At 56.2% G+C, this 14,941-nt stretch carries 13 protein-coding genes; 5 read left to right on the forward strand and 8 right to left on the reverse strand.

What is annotated here, in order from left to right; all coding sequences use genetic code 11:
• Window positions 1-21 precede the first annotated feature (21 nt).
• From EGX79_00150 to EGX79_00185, 8 genes are all read right to left on the reverse strand, one after another.
• Complete coding sequence (locus EGX79_00150) at window positions 22-975, reverse strand: hypothetical protein (protein AYX80734.1); 954 nt, start codon at window positions 973-975, stop codon at window positions 22-24.
• Between the two features lie 11 nt (window positions 976-986).
• Window positions 987-2,264: a ParB/RepB/Spo0J family partition protein gene (locus tag EGX79_00155; protein AYX80735.1), complete on the reverse strand. Its 1,278-nt coding sequence runs from the start codon at window positions 2,262-2,264 to the stop codon at window positions 987-989.
• Between the two features lie 21 nt (window positions 2,265-2,285).
• Window positions 2,286-3,242 (reverse strand): ParA family protein, encoded by a 957-nt coding sequence (locus EGX79_00160; protein AYX80736.1) that lies wholly within the window; start codon window positions 3,240-3,242, stop codon window positions 2,286-2,288.
• 278 nt (window positions 3,243-3,520) lie between these two features.
• Window positions 3,521-4,261: a 16S rRNA (guanine(527)-N(7))-methyltransferase RsmG gene (gene rsmG, locus EGX79_00165; GenBank protein AYX80737.1), complete on the reverse strand. Its 741-nt coding sequence runs from the start codon at window positions 4,259-4,261 to the stop codon at window positions 3,521-3,523.
• A 215-nt stretch (window positions 4,262-4,476) separates the two neighbouring features.
• Complete coding sequence (gene yidC, locus EGX79_00170) at window positions 4,477-5,625, reverse strand: membrane protein insertase YidC (GenBank protein ID AYX80738.1); 1,149 nt, start codon at window positions 5,623-5,625, stop codon at window positions 4,477-4,479.
• Between the two features lie 86 nt (window positions 5,626-5,711).
• Window positions 5,712-6,044 (reverse strand): membrane protein insertion efficiency factor YidD, encoded by a 333-nt coding sequence (gene yidD, locus EGX79_00175; GenBank protein ID AYX80739.1) that lies wholly within the window; start codon window positions 6,042-6,044, stop codon window positions 5,712-5,714.
• Entirely contained in the window at window positions 6,004-6,384 is a 381-nt protein-coding gene (rnpA, locus tag EGX79_00180) for a ribonuclease P protein component (protein ID AYX80740.1), read from the reverse strand. The genes yidD and rnpA overlap by 41 nt, the downstream gene beginning before the upstream one ends.
• A gap of 20 nt (window positions 6,385-6,404) precedes the next feature.
• Window positions 6,405-6,542, reverse strand: a complete 138-nt coding sequence (locus EGX79_00185; GenBank protein ID AYX82659.1) for a 50S ribosomal protein L34 — start codon at window positions 6,540-6,542, stop codon at window positions 6,405-6,407.
• A 694-nt stretch (window positions 6,543-7,236) separates the two neighbouring features.
• Here EGX79_00185 and dnaA point away from each other — a divergent pair.
• The 5 genes from dnaA (at window position 7,237) to gyrB (ending at window position 14,884) form a co-directional block, all read left to right on the forward strand.
• Window positions 7,237-8,985, forward strand: coding sequence for a chromosomal replication initiator protein DnaA (gene dnaA / locus EGX79_00190; GenBank protein AYX80741.1), 1,749 nt, complete (start codon window positions 7,237-7,239; stop codon window positions 8,983-8,985).
• Between the two features lie 502 nt (window positions 8,986-9,487).
• Window positions 9,488-10,678 carry a DNA polymerase III subunit beta gene (locus EGX79_00195; GenBank protein AYX80742.1) on the forward strand — a complete coding sequence of 397 codons (1,191 nt, stop codon included), beginning with the start codon at window positions 9,488-9,490 and terminating at the stop codon, window positions 10,676-10,678.
• Between the two features lie 9 nt (window positions 10,679-10,687).
• A complete protein-coding gene (gene recF / locus EGX79_00200; GenBank protein ID AYX80743.1) occupies window positions 10,688-11,887 on the forward strand; it encodes a DNA replication/repair protein RecF in 1,200 nt (399 codons plus the stop codon).
• A 5-nt stretch (window positions 11,888-11,892) separates the two neighbouring features.
• A complete protein-coding gene (locus EGX79_00205; GenBank protein ID AYX80744.1) occupies window positions 11,893-12,555 on the forward strand; it encodes a DUF721 domain-containing protein in 663 nt (220 codons plus the stop codon).
• Between the two features lie 289 nt (window positions 12,556-12,844).
• Entirely contained in the window at window positions 12,845-14,884 is a 2,040-nt protein-coding gene (gene gyrB / locus EGX79_00210; protein AYX80745.1) for a DNA topoisomerase (ATP-hydrolyzing) subunit B, read from the forward strand.
• The last annotated feature ends 57 nt before the right edge of the window (window positions 14,885-14,941 follow it).

Below are 14,941 nucleotides of genomic sequence, written 5' to 3' on the forward strand. Positions count from 1 at the left end.
GCTGACCAATGAAACCCAGCGCTAAAGACTGAACAGCTTTGAGCGCATAAAGGGTTCTTTCGCACTTAGATCCAACGCATGGCCGATTTCTTCGTCCCAGTCCAATTCCGCATCCAACTCGATACGGAGTTTCGGATGAATCGGATGTGGAGTCACCACCCGAAACCCGGAGTCAAGAAGGGTTCGCGTACGAATCAAATCACCGGCGTTATGGTTAATCGCCGCCAACGAATCTGAAATACACGGCTTTGGATTCAGCTTTTCTTCGAGTTGCGCTTCGAAATCAGCGATTAGATTCTCCGTACCGTCGTCAGGCGTTGGCGACGACGGCGTGGATGCCGACATAGAATCCGCCGTGCCACTGCAACCAAACGCTTCTACCGCTGAAATCCCGCGCAGCGCGAGCTTGTGCAGAGCGGTCACAATGAGCACGCGGAGCATGTCATCGTCAACCTCTAAAGCGTTGTAATGCAGACTCGTCAGCGCAATCGCATCCGGCGATATTGGTCCGGAAGGCATGGAAAATGTCGTCGGGCAGAAGCGTGGCGGAGCAAAGAGCAGCGTGCCGACGGTCTCAAGTTTCCCATCGATAAGTGATGCCGGTGGCTTTCGTCGTAGTGAATATCCGCACGGTCCCCAGGAAAGGTAGACGGTATTGAGCCATGCTTCCTTCTCCAAGCGCACCTGGGCGGCTAAATCAGGGCTTAAATCGCCATTTAAGAGGCTTTCACTAGCTCCGCCTGGCCGAGTAGGGGGTTGGCCGTCCGAATGCTTTAAATCACCGTTGAGCGCTTCATCCTCTTCTGGCGTGCTGGGGTCCAAATTAGGTTCGCGCGGCTCAGTCGAGAACTGGGGTAGGGCAGTTGCTGTACGGATATGCTCCATGCCCTGTTCCCAAAACAGGCTTAACATCGTCTCTGGATAGATTCCTTCGATGTCGGCCAGCGAAATTTTCTCGATGAATACTTCAGTCACAGTAACCGGGTTTACTCTTCGTCGAGATGCATCAGTGACATGATGCGATCAAAGTCCTCGAGGTTGCCGAATTCGATAACGATTTTGCCCTTACGCTTGCCCATCTGGGCAGTCACCTTCGTATCAAAAGAATTGGACAGGCGGTCAGCCCAATTGTGAAGGACCTCCGGCTGCGGAGTGGGCTCGCGGTGCTGCTTTTTCGGTCGCTCGCCGGCATTGAGTAATGTCACTGCTTCTTCGGTCGCACGGACGGATAGTCCTTCAGCAACAATTCGCTCGGCGAGGCGCTGCTGTTCTTCCTTACCTGCCTTAACTCCAAGCAAGGCACGTGCGTGACCAGCCGACAGAACACCGACCGCTACTCGTCGCTGTACCTCCACCGGCAACTGCAAGAGTCGAATCATGTTGGTAATAACGGGCCGCGAGCGACCGATTCGATCCGCCAGCTCTGCCTGAGTTACACCAAACTCTTCGAGTAGCTGCTGGTACGCAGCGGCCTCTTCGAGTGGGTTCAGCTGAACGCGATGGATGTTCTCTAGTAGGGCATCGCGAAGCATGTCCTGGTTTGGAGTATCGCGAACGATGGCGGGAATCGTGTCGACCCCAGCTCGCTGAGAAGCACGCCAGCGCCGTTCACCCATGATGATTTCAAACTCGGGTTGCGGCGCGTTCGGATCTTCCTTGCGCGCTGCCTCGAGTGCGGCCGCACGACTATCCTCAGAGATTGGTCGTACGATAATCGGCTGCAATAGACCGAACTCACGAATAGAGTGAGCGAGCTCATTTAGGGGCTCCTCATCGAAGACCTCTCGTGGCTGCTTCGGGTTCGGCGTGATCAGCTTCAAGTTGATTTCGCGATAGGTCGCGCCAAACTCGTTTGCGGCCGAAGTGTCAACATCGGTCGGCTTGGCGCCGCTATGGTCCGCTACTCCCGATGTCGTCGAGGGCGATGTTTCACGTGAAACATCGCTACACTTACCAATAGTCTTATTGTCACTGTGACGTTTCTGCGCCTCATTGGTATGAGGTTTGCTCTGGCCGGATTTTGCAGATTTTCCGGCGTTTTTCCCTTCAGTCAACGAGGTGCCGGATCCCGTCGCGGCTGCCCCCAGTACGTCGGCAACTCCGCTACTTCCAGGCTGCTTCGTCCCCTGGGTACGGCGGGGACCGAAGATAATATCCGCGGCACTCTCACCTACCGAGGGGTTAGCCGCCGGAGCAGTTGGGATCAGCGCGGCGATACCGCGACCGAGCCCTCCCTTGCGGTTCTCCTTTTTTTGATTCGACATCGGTAACTACTCCTAGTGGCTTTAATTTGTCTCAGTGGAATTGGACGGGGTAGGGGAGGAAGCTGGTTTTTGCCCAATCGCACTTCCACCCGAAACTGCTGAATAGTCGCCACGCGTTGCCAATTCCTTCGCGGCGTCAAGATAAGCAACTGCGCCCCGAGACCCTGGATCGTAGGAAATTACGGTCTGCGAATATCCCGGCGCCTCCGATACCTTCACAGATCGAGGGATGAGATTACGTAGCACAACCTCACCGAAGTAGTTACGAACCTCATTGGCAACTTCTTCCGAAAGCTTGGTGCGGCCATCGAACATAGTGAGCAGCACAGCAGAAATATGTAGCTCCGGATTGAGATGCTGACGAATCATCTGCACGTTATTCATCAGCTGAGTCACACCCTCCAAGGCGTAAAACTCACACTGAATCGGGATCAAAACCTCGTTGGCGGCAGTCATCGAATTCAGAGTCAACAGACCGAGCGAAGGAGGGCAGTCAATAATGAGAAAGTCAAAGCCGTTGTCAATCAGGTACTGATCTGACACTGCATCGAGAAGTCGGCGCTCACGGTTCAGGAGCGAGACCAGCTCAATCTCGGAGCCCGCCAAGTCCAATGTCGCTGGCACACAAAAGAGATTCTCAGATTCAGGGGAACGCTGGATGACATCGTCAATCTGTAGTTCGCCAATTAGAAGCTCATACGTCGACGGGGTCCCGGAAACATGCTCAATCCCCAGGGCCGTAGAAGCATTTCCCTGCGGGTCATTATCGATGACTAGCACCTTGAGACCATGCCGCGCGAGCGCCGACGCGATGTTGACTGCCGAAGTGGTCTTGCCCACGCCACCCTTCTGGTTGGCGATAGTAATACGGCGCGGGCGTTCGGGGCGTGGAAGCGATAAACGGTTCGGGGCCTTAACTTGCGCTGCCCGTTGAGCTGCCGCAGCGATGGGTGTGTCTTGCCAGGACTTCCGGCTCATTAACTATTCCCCTTACAAGCACAGCAATCACCAATCATGGCCACTGGAGTGCGAATAAAAACTTAGTAACTATCTGCAAAAGCGTAATCATCAAGCCCCAACAAGCGTTAGACGCCGACGATTGTGGAAATGTTTCACGTGAAACATCCACCTTGGCCGGTAGGACTTTGCCATACCGCGATACTTATCCCACTCTAGCCCGACGGCACTACGCGCCTCAATGTCGAAACCAAAACACAAGCGAACCGGCAGTGGAGTAGGGGAGGGGGACTTACAACCTACTTCTTCTGAATAATCACGGCGTACGTCGAAGTTCCCAACACGGAACCGCCAACCTCTACAACGCGGGGATTAGTTCCCTTCGCCTTGGCAATAAGCTTTGCGTCCCGATCAATCTCCTCTTGCGCAGTTCCACCCTTCAGTGCAACCATCGCGCCTCCGGATTTAACTAAAGGAAGCGACCAGCCCGCCAATTTCCCAAGAGGGGCAACAGCGCGAGAAGTGACGACATCTACTTGGCCAACCTCAGCGCGAACCACTTTCTCCTCAGCGCGGCCGCGAACCACGGTCACATTGTCCAGCTCGAGATCTTCCACAACCTCGTTCAAGAAAGTCGTACGGCGCAGCAATGGTTCCACAAGAACCACCTTCAAATCTGGTCGTGCAAGAGCAAGCGGAATCCCGGGCAAGCCTGCCCCCGAACCAATGTCCGCAACTAGAAGCCCTTTGCCTATCGCTTCTCCAACTACCGCAGAATTGATAATGTGCCGATCCCACAGCTTTGGAGTTTCACGTGGCCCAATCAAACCTCGGACTGTAGCCTCCTCAGCCAACCATGAATGGTAGCGGTATGCTCGATCGGCATTCCCTCCAAACACGGTATCTATCACCGAACGCAGATCCGGATCGACCAAACCTGCGGAGGCTTCTTGATTATCGACGTCTTTCGCGGAGTTACTCAACAGTTCCACTAACCTTTCCAATGGGGCAGCTGTGCCGTCACCCGTCGAGCTTTTCATTACCCCTAGTGTACGACAGTGCAACAGCCATGTTTCACGTGAAACATTGACCGGAGTTGGATGCCAAACTCCAGGCCCCACAGAAAATTACATGCCTGTAATAACAGCGACGTTGTCTGCGCGATAGAGTACCAAGGCAAGCAAAAACGCCCCGCATCAACTGCGGGGCGTTTCGATTAATTAACTTATGTAGACGAAGGGCGATTCCACTTCAGCTATTTCTTTTTCCGCTTCCGGTTCTTCCGATTTGCGGGTTTCTGTCCTGGCGCTGGCTTCGAGACTGGGCCCTGCTGTCCCTTCCCCGAATTACCATCCGGAAGATGGCTAGAAGCCTTGTTCGCTGCAGAGGCCTGACCGGACTGCGCCTGCTGCGCATTCTGCGCTGCCTGACGCTTGCCACCCTTCTTCGGATTGATTGGCTTCTGGCCAACCTTCGGAGCGAGCTTCTCCTGTGCCTCGCGCTTGGCAGCCTTCTTAGCTGCGACAGCTTCCTTCTCTTCCTCATCCAGCTTGCCGAAGATGTAGCGCTGCTGGAAGTAGGTCCAGACGTTGTTAGTCACCATGTAGACAAGAAGGCCGATGTGCCAGAAAGCACCGGTAACAAGAATCATGATTGGGAAGAACCAAAGCATCATCTTGTTCATCATGTCCATCTGCTGACCCATAACGCCTTCCTGGCGCTTCACCAGACCGGCTTCCTGGCGGGCACGCGTGCGGTCAACAGACATGCGAGCGTTGAAGTGCGTTGCAAGTGCCGCGATAACAATCAGCGGAATGGCAACGATCATGATGTCCATGCGGGTGAAGTCCGCAGGCGTACCAGGCACAGTAAAGGCTGCGTATTGATCCTCACCCATACCAACCGAACTGGACAGTGGAGCATTGAGCACACGAGCCAGCAGGAAGGACCGCACCTCATCTACACCGAAGACGTAGTTAGGCGTATTCCAGTTCTGCTCCACCGACATGCCGAGCGCATTGCCCGTCGTACCCGTTCGGTTGAACGAACGCAGCACGTGGAAAAGGCCAATGAACACAGGCATCTGAACCAGAATCGGCAGACAGCCGCCGAGCGGGTTGACACCCATTTCCTTCTGTAGCTGGCGCATAGCAAGAGCCTGAGCCTGCTGATCGTTCTTGTACTTCTCCTTGATGGCCTGCATCTCAGGAGCGAGCTGCTGCATCTTGATGGCAGAACGCTGCTGGTTCAGCATCGGCTTAAACAGGAGGATACGGATGGTGACCACAAGCAAAATAATGGCCAGCACCCAGGAGATACCCGAGGAGGGATCGAATAGGAAACCTGAGGCCTTATGCCAGAACCACAGGATGGCCGAAATCGGCACATACACGAAATTGAGCACGGTCTAAGATCACTCCGTTCTTTAGGGGACAGCGCACTCGCGCCTTCGTCTACAAAGCCCCGTCAAAGGCTAAGCATTACTAGAGGTTACCTGTGCATTCGCCTCAACCACGAACCCAGGCCGGGGAATGTGGCAGGAACTGGATCCCAGCCACCCGGATGCCAGGGTGCGCAACGGAAGATGCGCAAGAAAGTCAGCCACAGGCCACGAATAGCTCCGAAACGGCGCACAGCCTCAAGACCATATGCGGAGCACGTCGGTTCAAAACGACATGTGCTCGTGGGCTTCAGATTAGAGATACGACGGCGGTAGAAGAGAATCGCCCTCTCAGCCACACGTGCGCCGGGGGTCTGAGCGAGGGGGCCGTCGTCAAGCGAATTAGCGCCGACGTTCGTATGTGGCGAGTGCCGATTGCACATCGTGGGACAGCTCCTGGCTGGTGGCTGTGGCAGATGCAGGCAGCGCGCGAACGACAATGTCCATGGTGGACGGAAGATTCTGCGCGGCCGCGGCCATAACATGGCGGAGCCTGCGGGATACAGCGTGACGAGTCACGGCGTTGCCCACAGCTTTAGATACGACAAGACCGACACGCGGACCACCAAACCTGGCAATCTGCGTATCGGTCTTATCTTCACCGCCAGAAGCGGCGGTGTCACGAATATGCAAGACCAAGGTCTTGCGTCCGATTCGGCGTCCACGTCGTACGGTGACCGTGAAGTCACGCGAAGAACGCAGCTTATTGCTCTGAGGGAGCACCGAAATCGGTGTCCTCTTGCTTAAGCGGACAGGCGGGCACGGCCCTTGCTGCGGCGTGCTGCCACAACGGCGCGACCGGAACGGGTACGCATACGGGTACGGAAGCCGTGCACGCGTGCACGACGGCGGTTATTCGGCTGGAACGTCCGCTTCGACACGGTTGACACTCCTTGAAACTCAAACGACCACGAGTCCACGCTGAACACACCGCAGTAAACTCCTCGCTTCGAGTGCGAGGCAGCGATGCGTCTGACGCATTCCCGTGATGCACGGAAAAATTACTTACCGACAGATTGAAAGCTACATGCGTTCTGTCGGGTCCAAGCACAAGCTCGGACTCATATCTCAATGGATATGAAACACCCAGATAGGTTACGTCGAATCGAGCGAGAAATTCAAATCAACACGCCGGATTTACCTGGAGAATCATTTTCCAAGTTTTCCGACGGTACCGATGTTGACCTGTGGAAATACTAACCTATGCACTGCAATCCACAGGGCGTTTATCCCATCAGCTGTGGATAACTTCCACACCATGAATCACAGCGAGCAGGGGAAATAACGTGTTTACCTAGGTAAACGCAGACTAGGGGGCTATTTTTCATTGTGGGCAAACTGTGGATAAACTGTTAGTCAATTAGCGACAAGGTTTATCCACAGGTGTGGACAAACATGTGGAAGTCCTGCTCGGGGCGTATAGCACCTTGTGTAGAAACACCCCACAGGGCGAATTACAAGAAATAGCCCCCAAATGGGCAGATATGGCGCTCTCGCCATGCCAAAAACACTCCACAAAAACAGGTCGCCTCGATAAATTTGATGAACGTAAACATGTAAAAGGACATTCACACAGTGAGCGAACAACCAGAATTGCCAGGTGGACTCTGGGAGCAGGTCGTTTCTATCCTGACTTCACCAGAAGGTGCGCCGGAGTTGGGCATTGCACCACTACGCCCGCCACACAAGGCACTGCTGCGGTCAGTGACGCACACTGGTGACTTTCCAGGTTTTTTCCTGCTCAGCACTCAATCGCCAGTGGTGCAGGCACTGGTAAAAGAAGAGCTCAAGGGCATTATCGAGGCCGTCTTAGCCTCGCTGACCGGCGAGGAGTTGGAAACGGTCATCACCGTTGCCGATCCTGCTGACGACGCTGAAGATAGCCAGGCAGCAGAGACCACTCAACCATCTGCACAGCACTCGGGGCAGATGCCATCTGCAGCTTCGCGTCCGCAGCAGGCTCAGCGTCAACAGCCAAACCAGCAGCACCAACAGCAATCTGGCCGCAACTACCCGTTCCCCAGTGCAGATGCGAATGACTTCAATCGCCACGAGCAGCACCAGGGATCGACGCAGACGCCACAGGTGCCGCAGACACACCAGCAGAATGTCCATAATCAGCAGAGTGCCCAGTCACAGCACCGATCGATGGACGCAGTGGATTCAATGGCGCAGGGGCTTTCGCACTCATCTGCCGAGAATCCGATGACTATTGCTGATCAGCGCCAGGTCACAAGTCCTTTCCGCTCCGAGAGCCACGGCACTCCAACCGAGATGAGCATGCCTTTCGAGGAGCCCACCCTCAACCCGAACTACACCTTCGAAACCTTTGTTATTGGTCCGCAGAATAAGTTCGCCGCCGCAGCCGCCGTCGCTGTTGCAGAGTCTCCGGGGCGCACCTACAACCCGCTGTTTATCTCCGGCGGTTCGGGTCTTGGCAAGACGCACCTGCTCCACGGCATTGGTCACTACGCCAAGCATTTGTACCCTAACCTGCGGGTTCGTTACGTTTCTTCGGAAGAGTTCACCAACGACTTCATTAATTCCGTGCGTGACGACGCCCAGGAATCCTTCAAGCGTCGCTACCGCGATTTGGACATGCTCATCATCGATGACATCCAGTTCTTGGAGGGCAAGGAAGGTACACAGGAAGAGTTCTTCCATACGTTCAATGCCCTGCACCAGTCCAATCACCAAATTGTGCTGTCGTCGGACCGCCCACCACGCGAGCTTAAGACCCTGGAGGATCGCCTTCGTACCCGCTTCCAGTGGGGGCTCAATCCGGATCTGCAATACCCGGACTTGGAGACGCGAATCGCAATTCTGTCGAAGAAGGCACAGCTGTCTGATTTGGTCGTTCCGCATGATGTACTCCAGTACATCGCGGAGAACACCTCGTCTTCTATTCGTGAGCTCGAGGGGCGTCTACTGCAGATTAGCGCTCACGCATCCATGATTCATGAGCCTGTGACCTTGAAGTTTGCGCAGGAGATCCTCGGTGCCGACGAAATCGAGGTGCAGATTACCCCGGAGATCATCATCTCCACCACCGCTGAGTACTTCGACCTAACGGTTGCGGATTTGGTGGGCCCGGGTAAGACTCGCCCGGTCGCTCATGCTCGCCAGATCGCGATGTACTTGACAAGGTCCTTCACTGAGCTTTCGTTGCCGTCGATTGGCCGGGAGTTCGGAAATCGTGACCATTCGACGGTTTTGCACGCTGAACGCAAGATTGTTAAGGAAATTCAGGAGAAGAAGCCCTCAAAGGACCAGGTCAACGACCTGACTACACGCATTCGAGACCGAGCTCGCGGCACGGCTTAAAAACCTTGGGCTCGGCGTGCGGAATTCTTGTTATTAACTGCGGTTTTTCCGTGCACAGAGCTGTGGACAACTCGTAAATTTTGTGGATGAAAGATGAAGCCCGAACACTATCCACAGACACCCCAAGTTATCCACAGTTAGACGCACTGGTTATCCACAGCGCGAAATCAGTGAAGACCAGCGGGAATCATGTAATTTCACAATGTGCACACCCCCTATTACTACTCCCGACTTTAAAAATCTCTAGAAACTTCTAGATAAAAGGGGGCCAGCGCACAACCTCTGGCAAGCAACCTCTCGCGCACAACTTCATAAATGCCAAGAACGAGCAAGAACTAGGATTAAGCACTAGACGGACTACAAGAATGCCAGTGAGGTCTTTGGCAGTCTGCAGTAGAGTTGTACGATGGAATCTTTGTAACTCCAGTCATGTGCGCTGACATAGCGTGCTGACAACACAAAAGACGGCTAATAACAGACATCCAATACCGGTGGAGGAACGATGGAGCAGACCGAAGTCCGTATTCGCGCGGCTAAGGACGATCTCGCGGGTGCGGTGAGCTGGGTTGCTCGTAACCTGCCTGCACGCCCGACTCAGCCGATTCTGCGTGGCATGATTTTTCTCGCGGATGACAATGGTCTGCAGCTCGCTGGCTATGACTACGAGGTCTCGACTCAGATTCGTATTAGCGCAGAGGTCGATGAGCCCGGTCGCTTCGCCGTCAATGGCAAGTTGGTTTCTGACATTGTCTCTAAGCTGCCGAATAAGCAGGTAGAGATGCACTTTGATGGCACGAAGGTCATCGTTCGCTGTGGTTCTTCCCGCTTCGAGCTACCAAGCCTGACCTTGGAGGATTACCCTCAGCTACCAGAAGCTCCGGCTGCTACCGGCACTGTCGATGCCGCTCTGTTGGCTGAGGCTATTGGTCAGGTCGCTATCGCTGCCGGCAAGGATGAGTCGCTGCCGATGCTGACCGGCATCCGGATGGAAACCGAAGGTAACGAGGTCACTCTCGCTGCCACCGACCGTTTCCGCCTGGCGGTTCGCAGTTTCGAGTGGGAGCAGATCCCGGAGGGGGAGACCAAGCTGCTCATCCCGGCAAAGACCTTCGCGGAGACTGCCCGCACTCTCGATACCACTTCCAGCGAGCCAGTGACCTTGGCATTCGGCGACGGATCTGATGATCGTGAGGTCGGCTCCGAAGGTCTGCTGGCTATCCTCGCCGATCCTCGTCGCACTACCACGCGACTGCTGGACGCCGAGTTCCCGAAGTTCCGTCCGCTGCTGCCGAAGCAGCATTCCTCCATGGCTGTTGCTCGTGTTGACCAGCTGCAGGATGCCATCCGTCGTGTGTCTCTGATGGCGGATCACGGTGCGCAGATTCGCATGGACTTCTCCGACGGCCAGGTTGTCCTTTCCGCTCATGGCGACGAGGTCGGTCACGCAGAAGAGACTGTGGCCTGCAACTTCTATGGGGAACCACTTCTGATCGCCTTCAACCCGCAGTACCTGCTCGAGGGGCTCAGCGCTGTTCGCTCCCACCGCGTTCTGCTGGGCTTTACGCAGCCGTCGCGTCCCGCGATTCTCATTCCAGAGCCGGAAGCTATCCCGGAGCTCGGTGAGGACGGCTTCTACCCAACGCCGGAGACCGACTTCACTTACCTGCTGATGCCTGTGCGCCTGCCGGGCTAGTTTGCGGCTATGCACATTCGGTATTTGTCCTTGCGGGACTTCCGCTCCTGGCCGGAGTTGGAAGTCGAGTTCACGCCTGGAATTACCGTATTTACCGGGCAAAATGGCTACGGCAAGACCAATATTGTTGAGGCCGTTGGATATCTCTCCACGCTCGGCTCGCATCGAGTGTCTACGGATGCTCCGCTGGTTCGTTCGGGGACCCCGTCGGCACGCATTTCGGCGACGGCAGTCAATGATGGCCGCGAGCTGACGGCGCATCTGCTCATCAATCCGCATCGCGCGAATCAAGCGCAGATTAATCGCACGCGGCTGAAGTCTCCGCGGGAGCTGCTGGGGATCGTCAAGTCGGTCTTTTTCTCGCCCGAGGATCTCACGCTGGTCAAGGGCGAGCCCGCTTCCCGTCGCCGATACATCGATGATTTGCTCGCTTTACGACGGCCACTGTCCGCCGGTATCCGCATTCAATATGACAAGATTTTGCGTCAGAAGAATGCGCTGCTGAAGTCGGCGGGCTCGACGCTGCGCCGTGGCTATTCTTCCTCGGAGGGGCAGGCCGCACTGAGCACGCTGGATACCTGGGATGCGCAATTGGCGCAGGTGGGAGCGGCGTTAATGGCTGCGCGCATGGATTTGATCGCCGAGCTTTCCGAGCATGTCAGCGAGGCCTATGCCACGCTTGCCCCGCACTCGCGCCCAGCCACGATTGCCTATGCGCCGAAGGTCGACAGCCTGGATGGCGGGCCATTGCCCAGCGAACCGGAGCTGCTCGAGGCACTGCTGCTGACGAAGATGGCGGAGCGCCGCACCGCGGAGATTGAGCGCGGTTCCTGTCTCGTTGGTCCGCATCGCGATGATCTCGACCTCATTCTCGGCAATGACCCCGCCAAGGGCTTTGCTAGCCACGGCGAAACCTGGTCTTTTGCACTCGCGCTGCGTCTCGGCGCGTACTTTTTGCTCCGGGCCGATGGACCCGACCCGATTTTGGTGCTTGACGACGTGTTTGCGGAGCTCGACCGGCATCGTCGGGAAGCTCTCATGGAAATCGCGCAGCAGGCTGAGCAGGTGTTGATCACCTCGGCGGTGGGGGAGGAGTTGCCTCAGGCACTGGTCGAGGATTCTTCTGTCACTCATCACACGGTGACGGTGGCGCAGACTGAGCAGGGGAGAATCTCACTGCTGGATGAAAACCCAGTCGCGGAAGAGTGACGGGTATGGTCGAGAACATGGAGCCGGATAACTCACCGGAAGAAGAAAAGGACCTGATCAGCGACGCTTTCTTCCGCATGCGCGATGCCGCTAAGGAGGGCGGTCACAAGTTACCGAATCTCCAGCGGCCACCGAAGAAGAAGGGCTCGTGGTCTGGCCTCGATAGCCGTGTGCCTGTGAAGGCCGCGGAGGGGATTGTTGCGGACGTCGATAAGCAGCGGGCAGCGCAAGCAGTGGTACGAGATCGTGCCGGTACGGTGATTTCGCCGAGCTTATTGAAGGAGGCGGGGATTCGGCTGTACCGGAAATATGACCGTCGACCTGCGCCGATTGGTGCGGTGCTGAATAAGGCAGTAGTTGATCGCGGCTGGCAGATCCATATTGCCCACGGTGTGATCATGACGGAGTGGGATTCGATGGTCGGCAAGGTTGTCGCGGAACACTCCCAGGTCAAGGAGTTCAAGGACGGCACTTTGGTGGTCGAGTGCCAATCGACAGCATGGGCAACACAGCTGCGGCTAGCACAGCGACAGGTTTTGAAGTCGATTGCGGAACGCGTCGGGGATGGAGTGGTTGAGGAAATTAAGGTGCTTGGGCCAAAAGCGCCGAATTGGCGCAAGGGCAAATTGCACATCGAGGGCCGAGGACCGCGTGATACTTACGGGTAAAGGTCGGTAAACGGTCTACGAATACCCGTCGGTATGCGTAAAACTGCGAAATTTGGTCCTTTGAGCGCATCGGCTATATCCACAGTAGGGGACTACGTTGGGGTAAGATGGGCAGGAGAAAACCGGCAGGCGGTTCTTGAGACGTTATCGACTTCCAAACTAGCCAGACCTATCTAGTAGTCCTATGTAGTTCTGGCTGGCGCTGATAGCGCTTGACCGCCGGCCTATTTTTCGCGCGCTGACGAATGTTGCGCGGGGAGAGAACCAAGAATAGGAGACGCGCCGAACCGTGGCTGCTACCGAACATCAATATGACGCCTCATCGATTACCATCCTCGAGGGCCTCGAGGCCGTGCGTAAGCGGCCGGGTATGTACATTGGCTCAACTGGTGAGCGTGGCTTGCACCACCTGGTGTGGGAGGTTGTAGACAACTCCGTCGACGAGGCGATGGCGGGTTACGCCACCGATGTTGAGGTCACTCTGCTGGAAGACGGCGGCGTTCAGGTCCGCGATAACGGCCGTGGTATTCCTGTCGAAATGCACCCGTCGGGTATGCCGACGGTGCAGGTGGTTATGACTCAGCTGCACGCCGGCGGCAAGTTTGACTCCGAGTCCTACGCTGTTTCCGGTGGTCTGCACGGTGTGGGTATTTCGGTGGTTAACGCGCTGTCGACGCGTATGGAAACCGAGGTCATCCGCGATGGCTACACCTGGTACCAGAACTTCGACCAGGCTGTTCCGGAAGAAATTATCCGAGGTAAGAAGACGCGCGGCTCGGGTACCACGCAGCGTTTCTGGCCGGACCCGGAGATTTTTGAGACCACCGATTTCAAGTTCGACACCATTTCTCGCCGCCTGCGCGAGATGGCGTTTTTGAACAAGGGCCTGACCATCACGTTGGTGGACAAGCGTGTCTCCGAGGAGGAGCTCGAGGCCGAGGCTCTGGCGGAGCAGGCGGAGACCGAATCCGCTGAGATCGCCAAGGATGCGGTTGAGGAGCAGAAGGAGAAGGCAGAGAAGACCACCAAGCCGAAGGAGCGCCGCAAGGTCTTCCACTACCCGAATGGTCTGCGGGACTATGTCGAGACTCTGAACAAGTCGAAGAACATCATCCACCCGACCATCATTTCCTTCGATGCTGCAGGTGACGGCCATGAGGTCGAGATCGCCATGCAGTGGAACTCGGGTTACTCCGAGTCGGTGCACACCTTCGCCAATACCATTAACACCATTGAGGGTGGCACGCACGAAGAGGGCTTCCGTTCTGCGTTGACATCGCTGATGAACCGCTATGCGCGTGAGCACCGCCTGTTGAAGGAGAAGGAAAACAACCTCTCCGGCGAGGACTGCCGTGAAGGTCTCGCTGCCGTGATTTCGGTGAAGGTCGCCGATCCGCAGTTCGAGGGCCAGACGAAGACGAAGCTGGGTAACACCGAGGTGCGTTCCTTCGTCCAGCGCATGACTAATGAGCACATCGGTCACTGGCTAGAGGCCAATCCGGCCGAGGCCAAGGCCATTGTTAACAAGGCCATTGCTTCGGCACATGCCCGTCAGGCGGCTCGTAAGGCTCGTGACCTGGTGCGTCGTAAGTCCGCGACCGATCTTGGCGGTCTTCCGGGTAAGTTGGCGGACTGCCGTTCGAAGGATCCGAAGCAGTCCGAGCTGTTCATCGTGGAGGGTGACTCCGCAGGTGGTTCTGCAAAGGCAGGCCGAAACTCGCTGTTCCAGGCCATTTTGCCGCTACGCGGTAAGATCTTGAACGTCGAGAAGGCGCGCCTGGATAAGACGCTGAAGAATAACGAGGTCCAGGCCATTATTACGGCGCTGGGCACCGGTATTCACGACGAGTTCGACATCGAGAAGCTGCGCTACCACAAGATCGTGCTGATGGCCGACGCCGATGTCGATGGTCAGCACATTGCCACGCTGCTACTGACGCTGCTGTTCCGCCTGATGCGTCCGCTGATTGATGAAGGGCACGTCTACCTCGCCCAGCCGCCGCTGTACAAGCTCAAGTGGGCCAAGGGTGAGCCGGGCTACGCCTACTCAGATGCTGAGCGCGATCAGCTGCTGGAAGAGGGGCTGGCTGCCAACCGCAAGATCAACAAGGACGATGGTGTTCAGCGTTACAAGGGTCTCGGTGAGATGAACGCCGCTGAGCTGTGGGATACCACCATGGATCCGGATCACCGCGTGCTGCGTAAGGTCGCCCTCGAGGACGCGCAGAAGGCGGACGAACTGTTCACCATTCTGATGGGCGATGACGTCGCTTCACGACGTTCGTTCATCACCCGTAATGCGAAGGACGTTCGCTTCCTCGACGTCTAAGCCGATACCAAGTCTGGTTATCGGCTTGTCGGTTCCCCTGACAAAACCTCCGTTCAG

This window comes from Corynebacterium jeikeium, assembly GCA_003955985.1.
GTDB lineage: Bacteria > Actinomycetota > Actinomycetes > Mycobacteriales > Mycobacteriaceae > Corynebacterium > Corynebacterium jeikeium_D.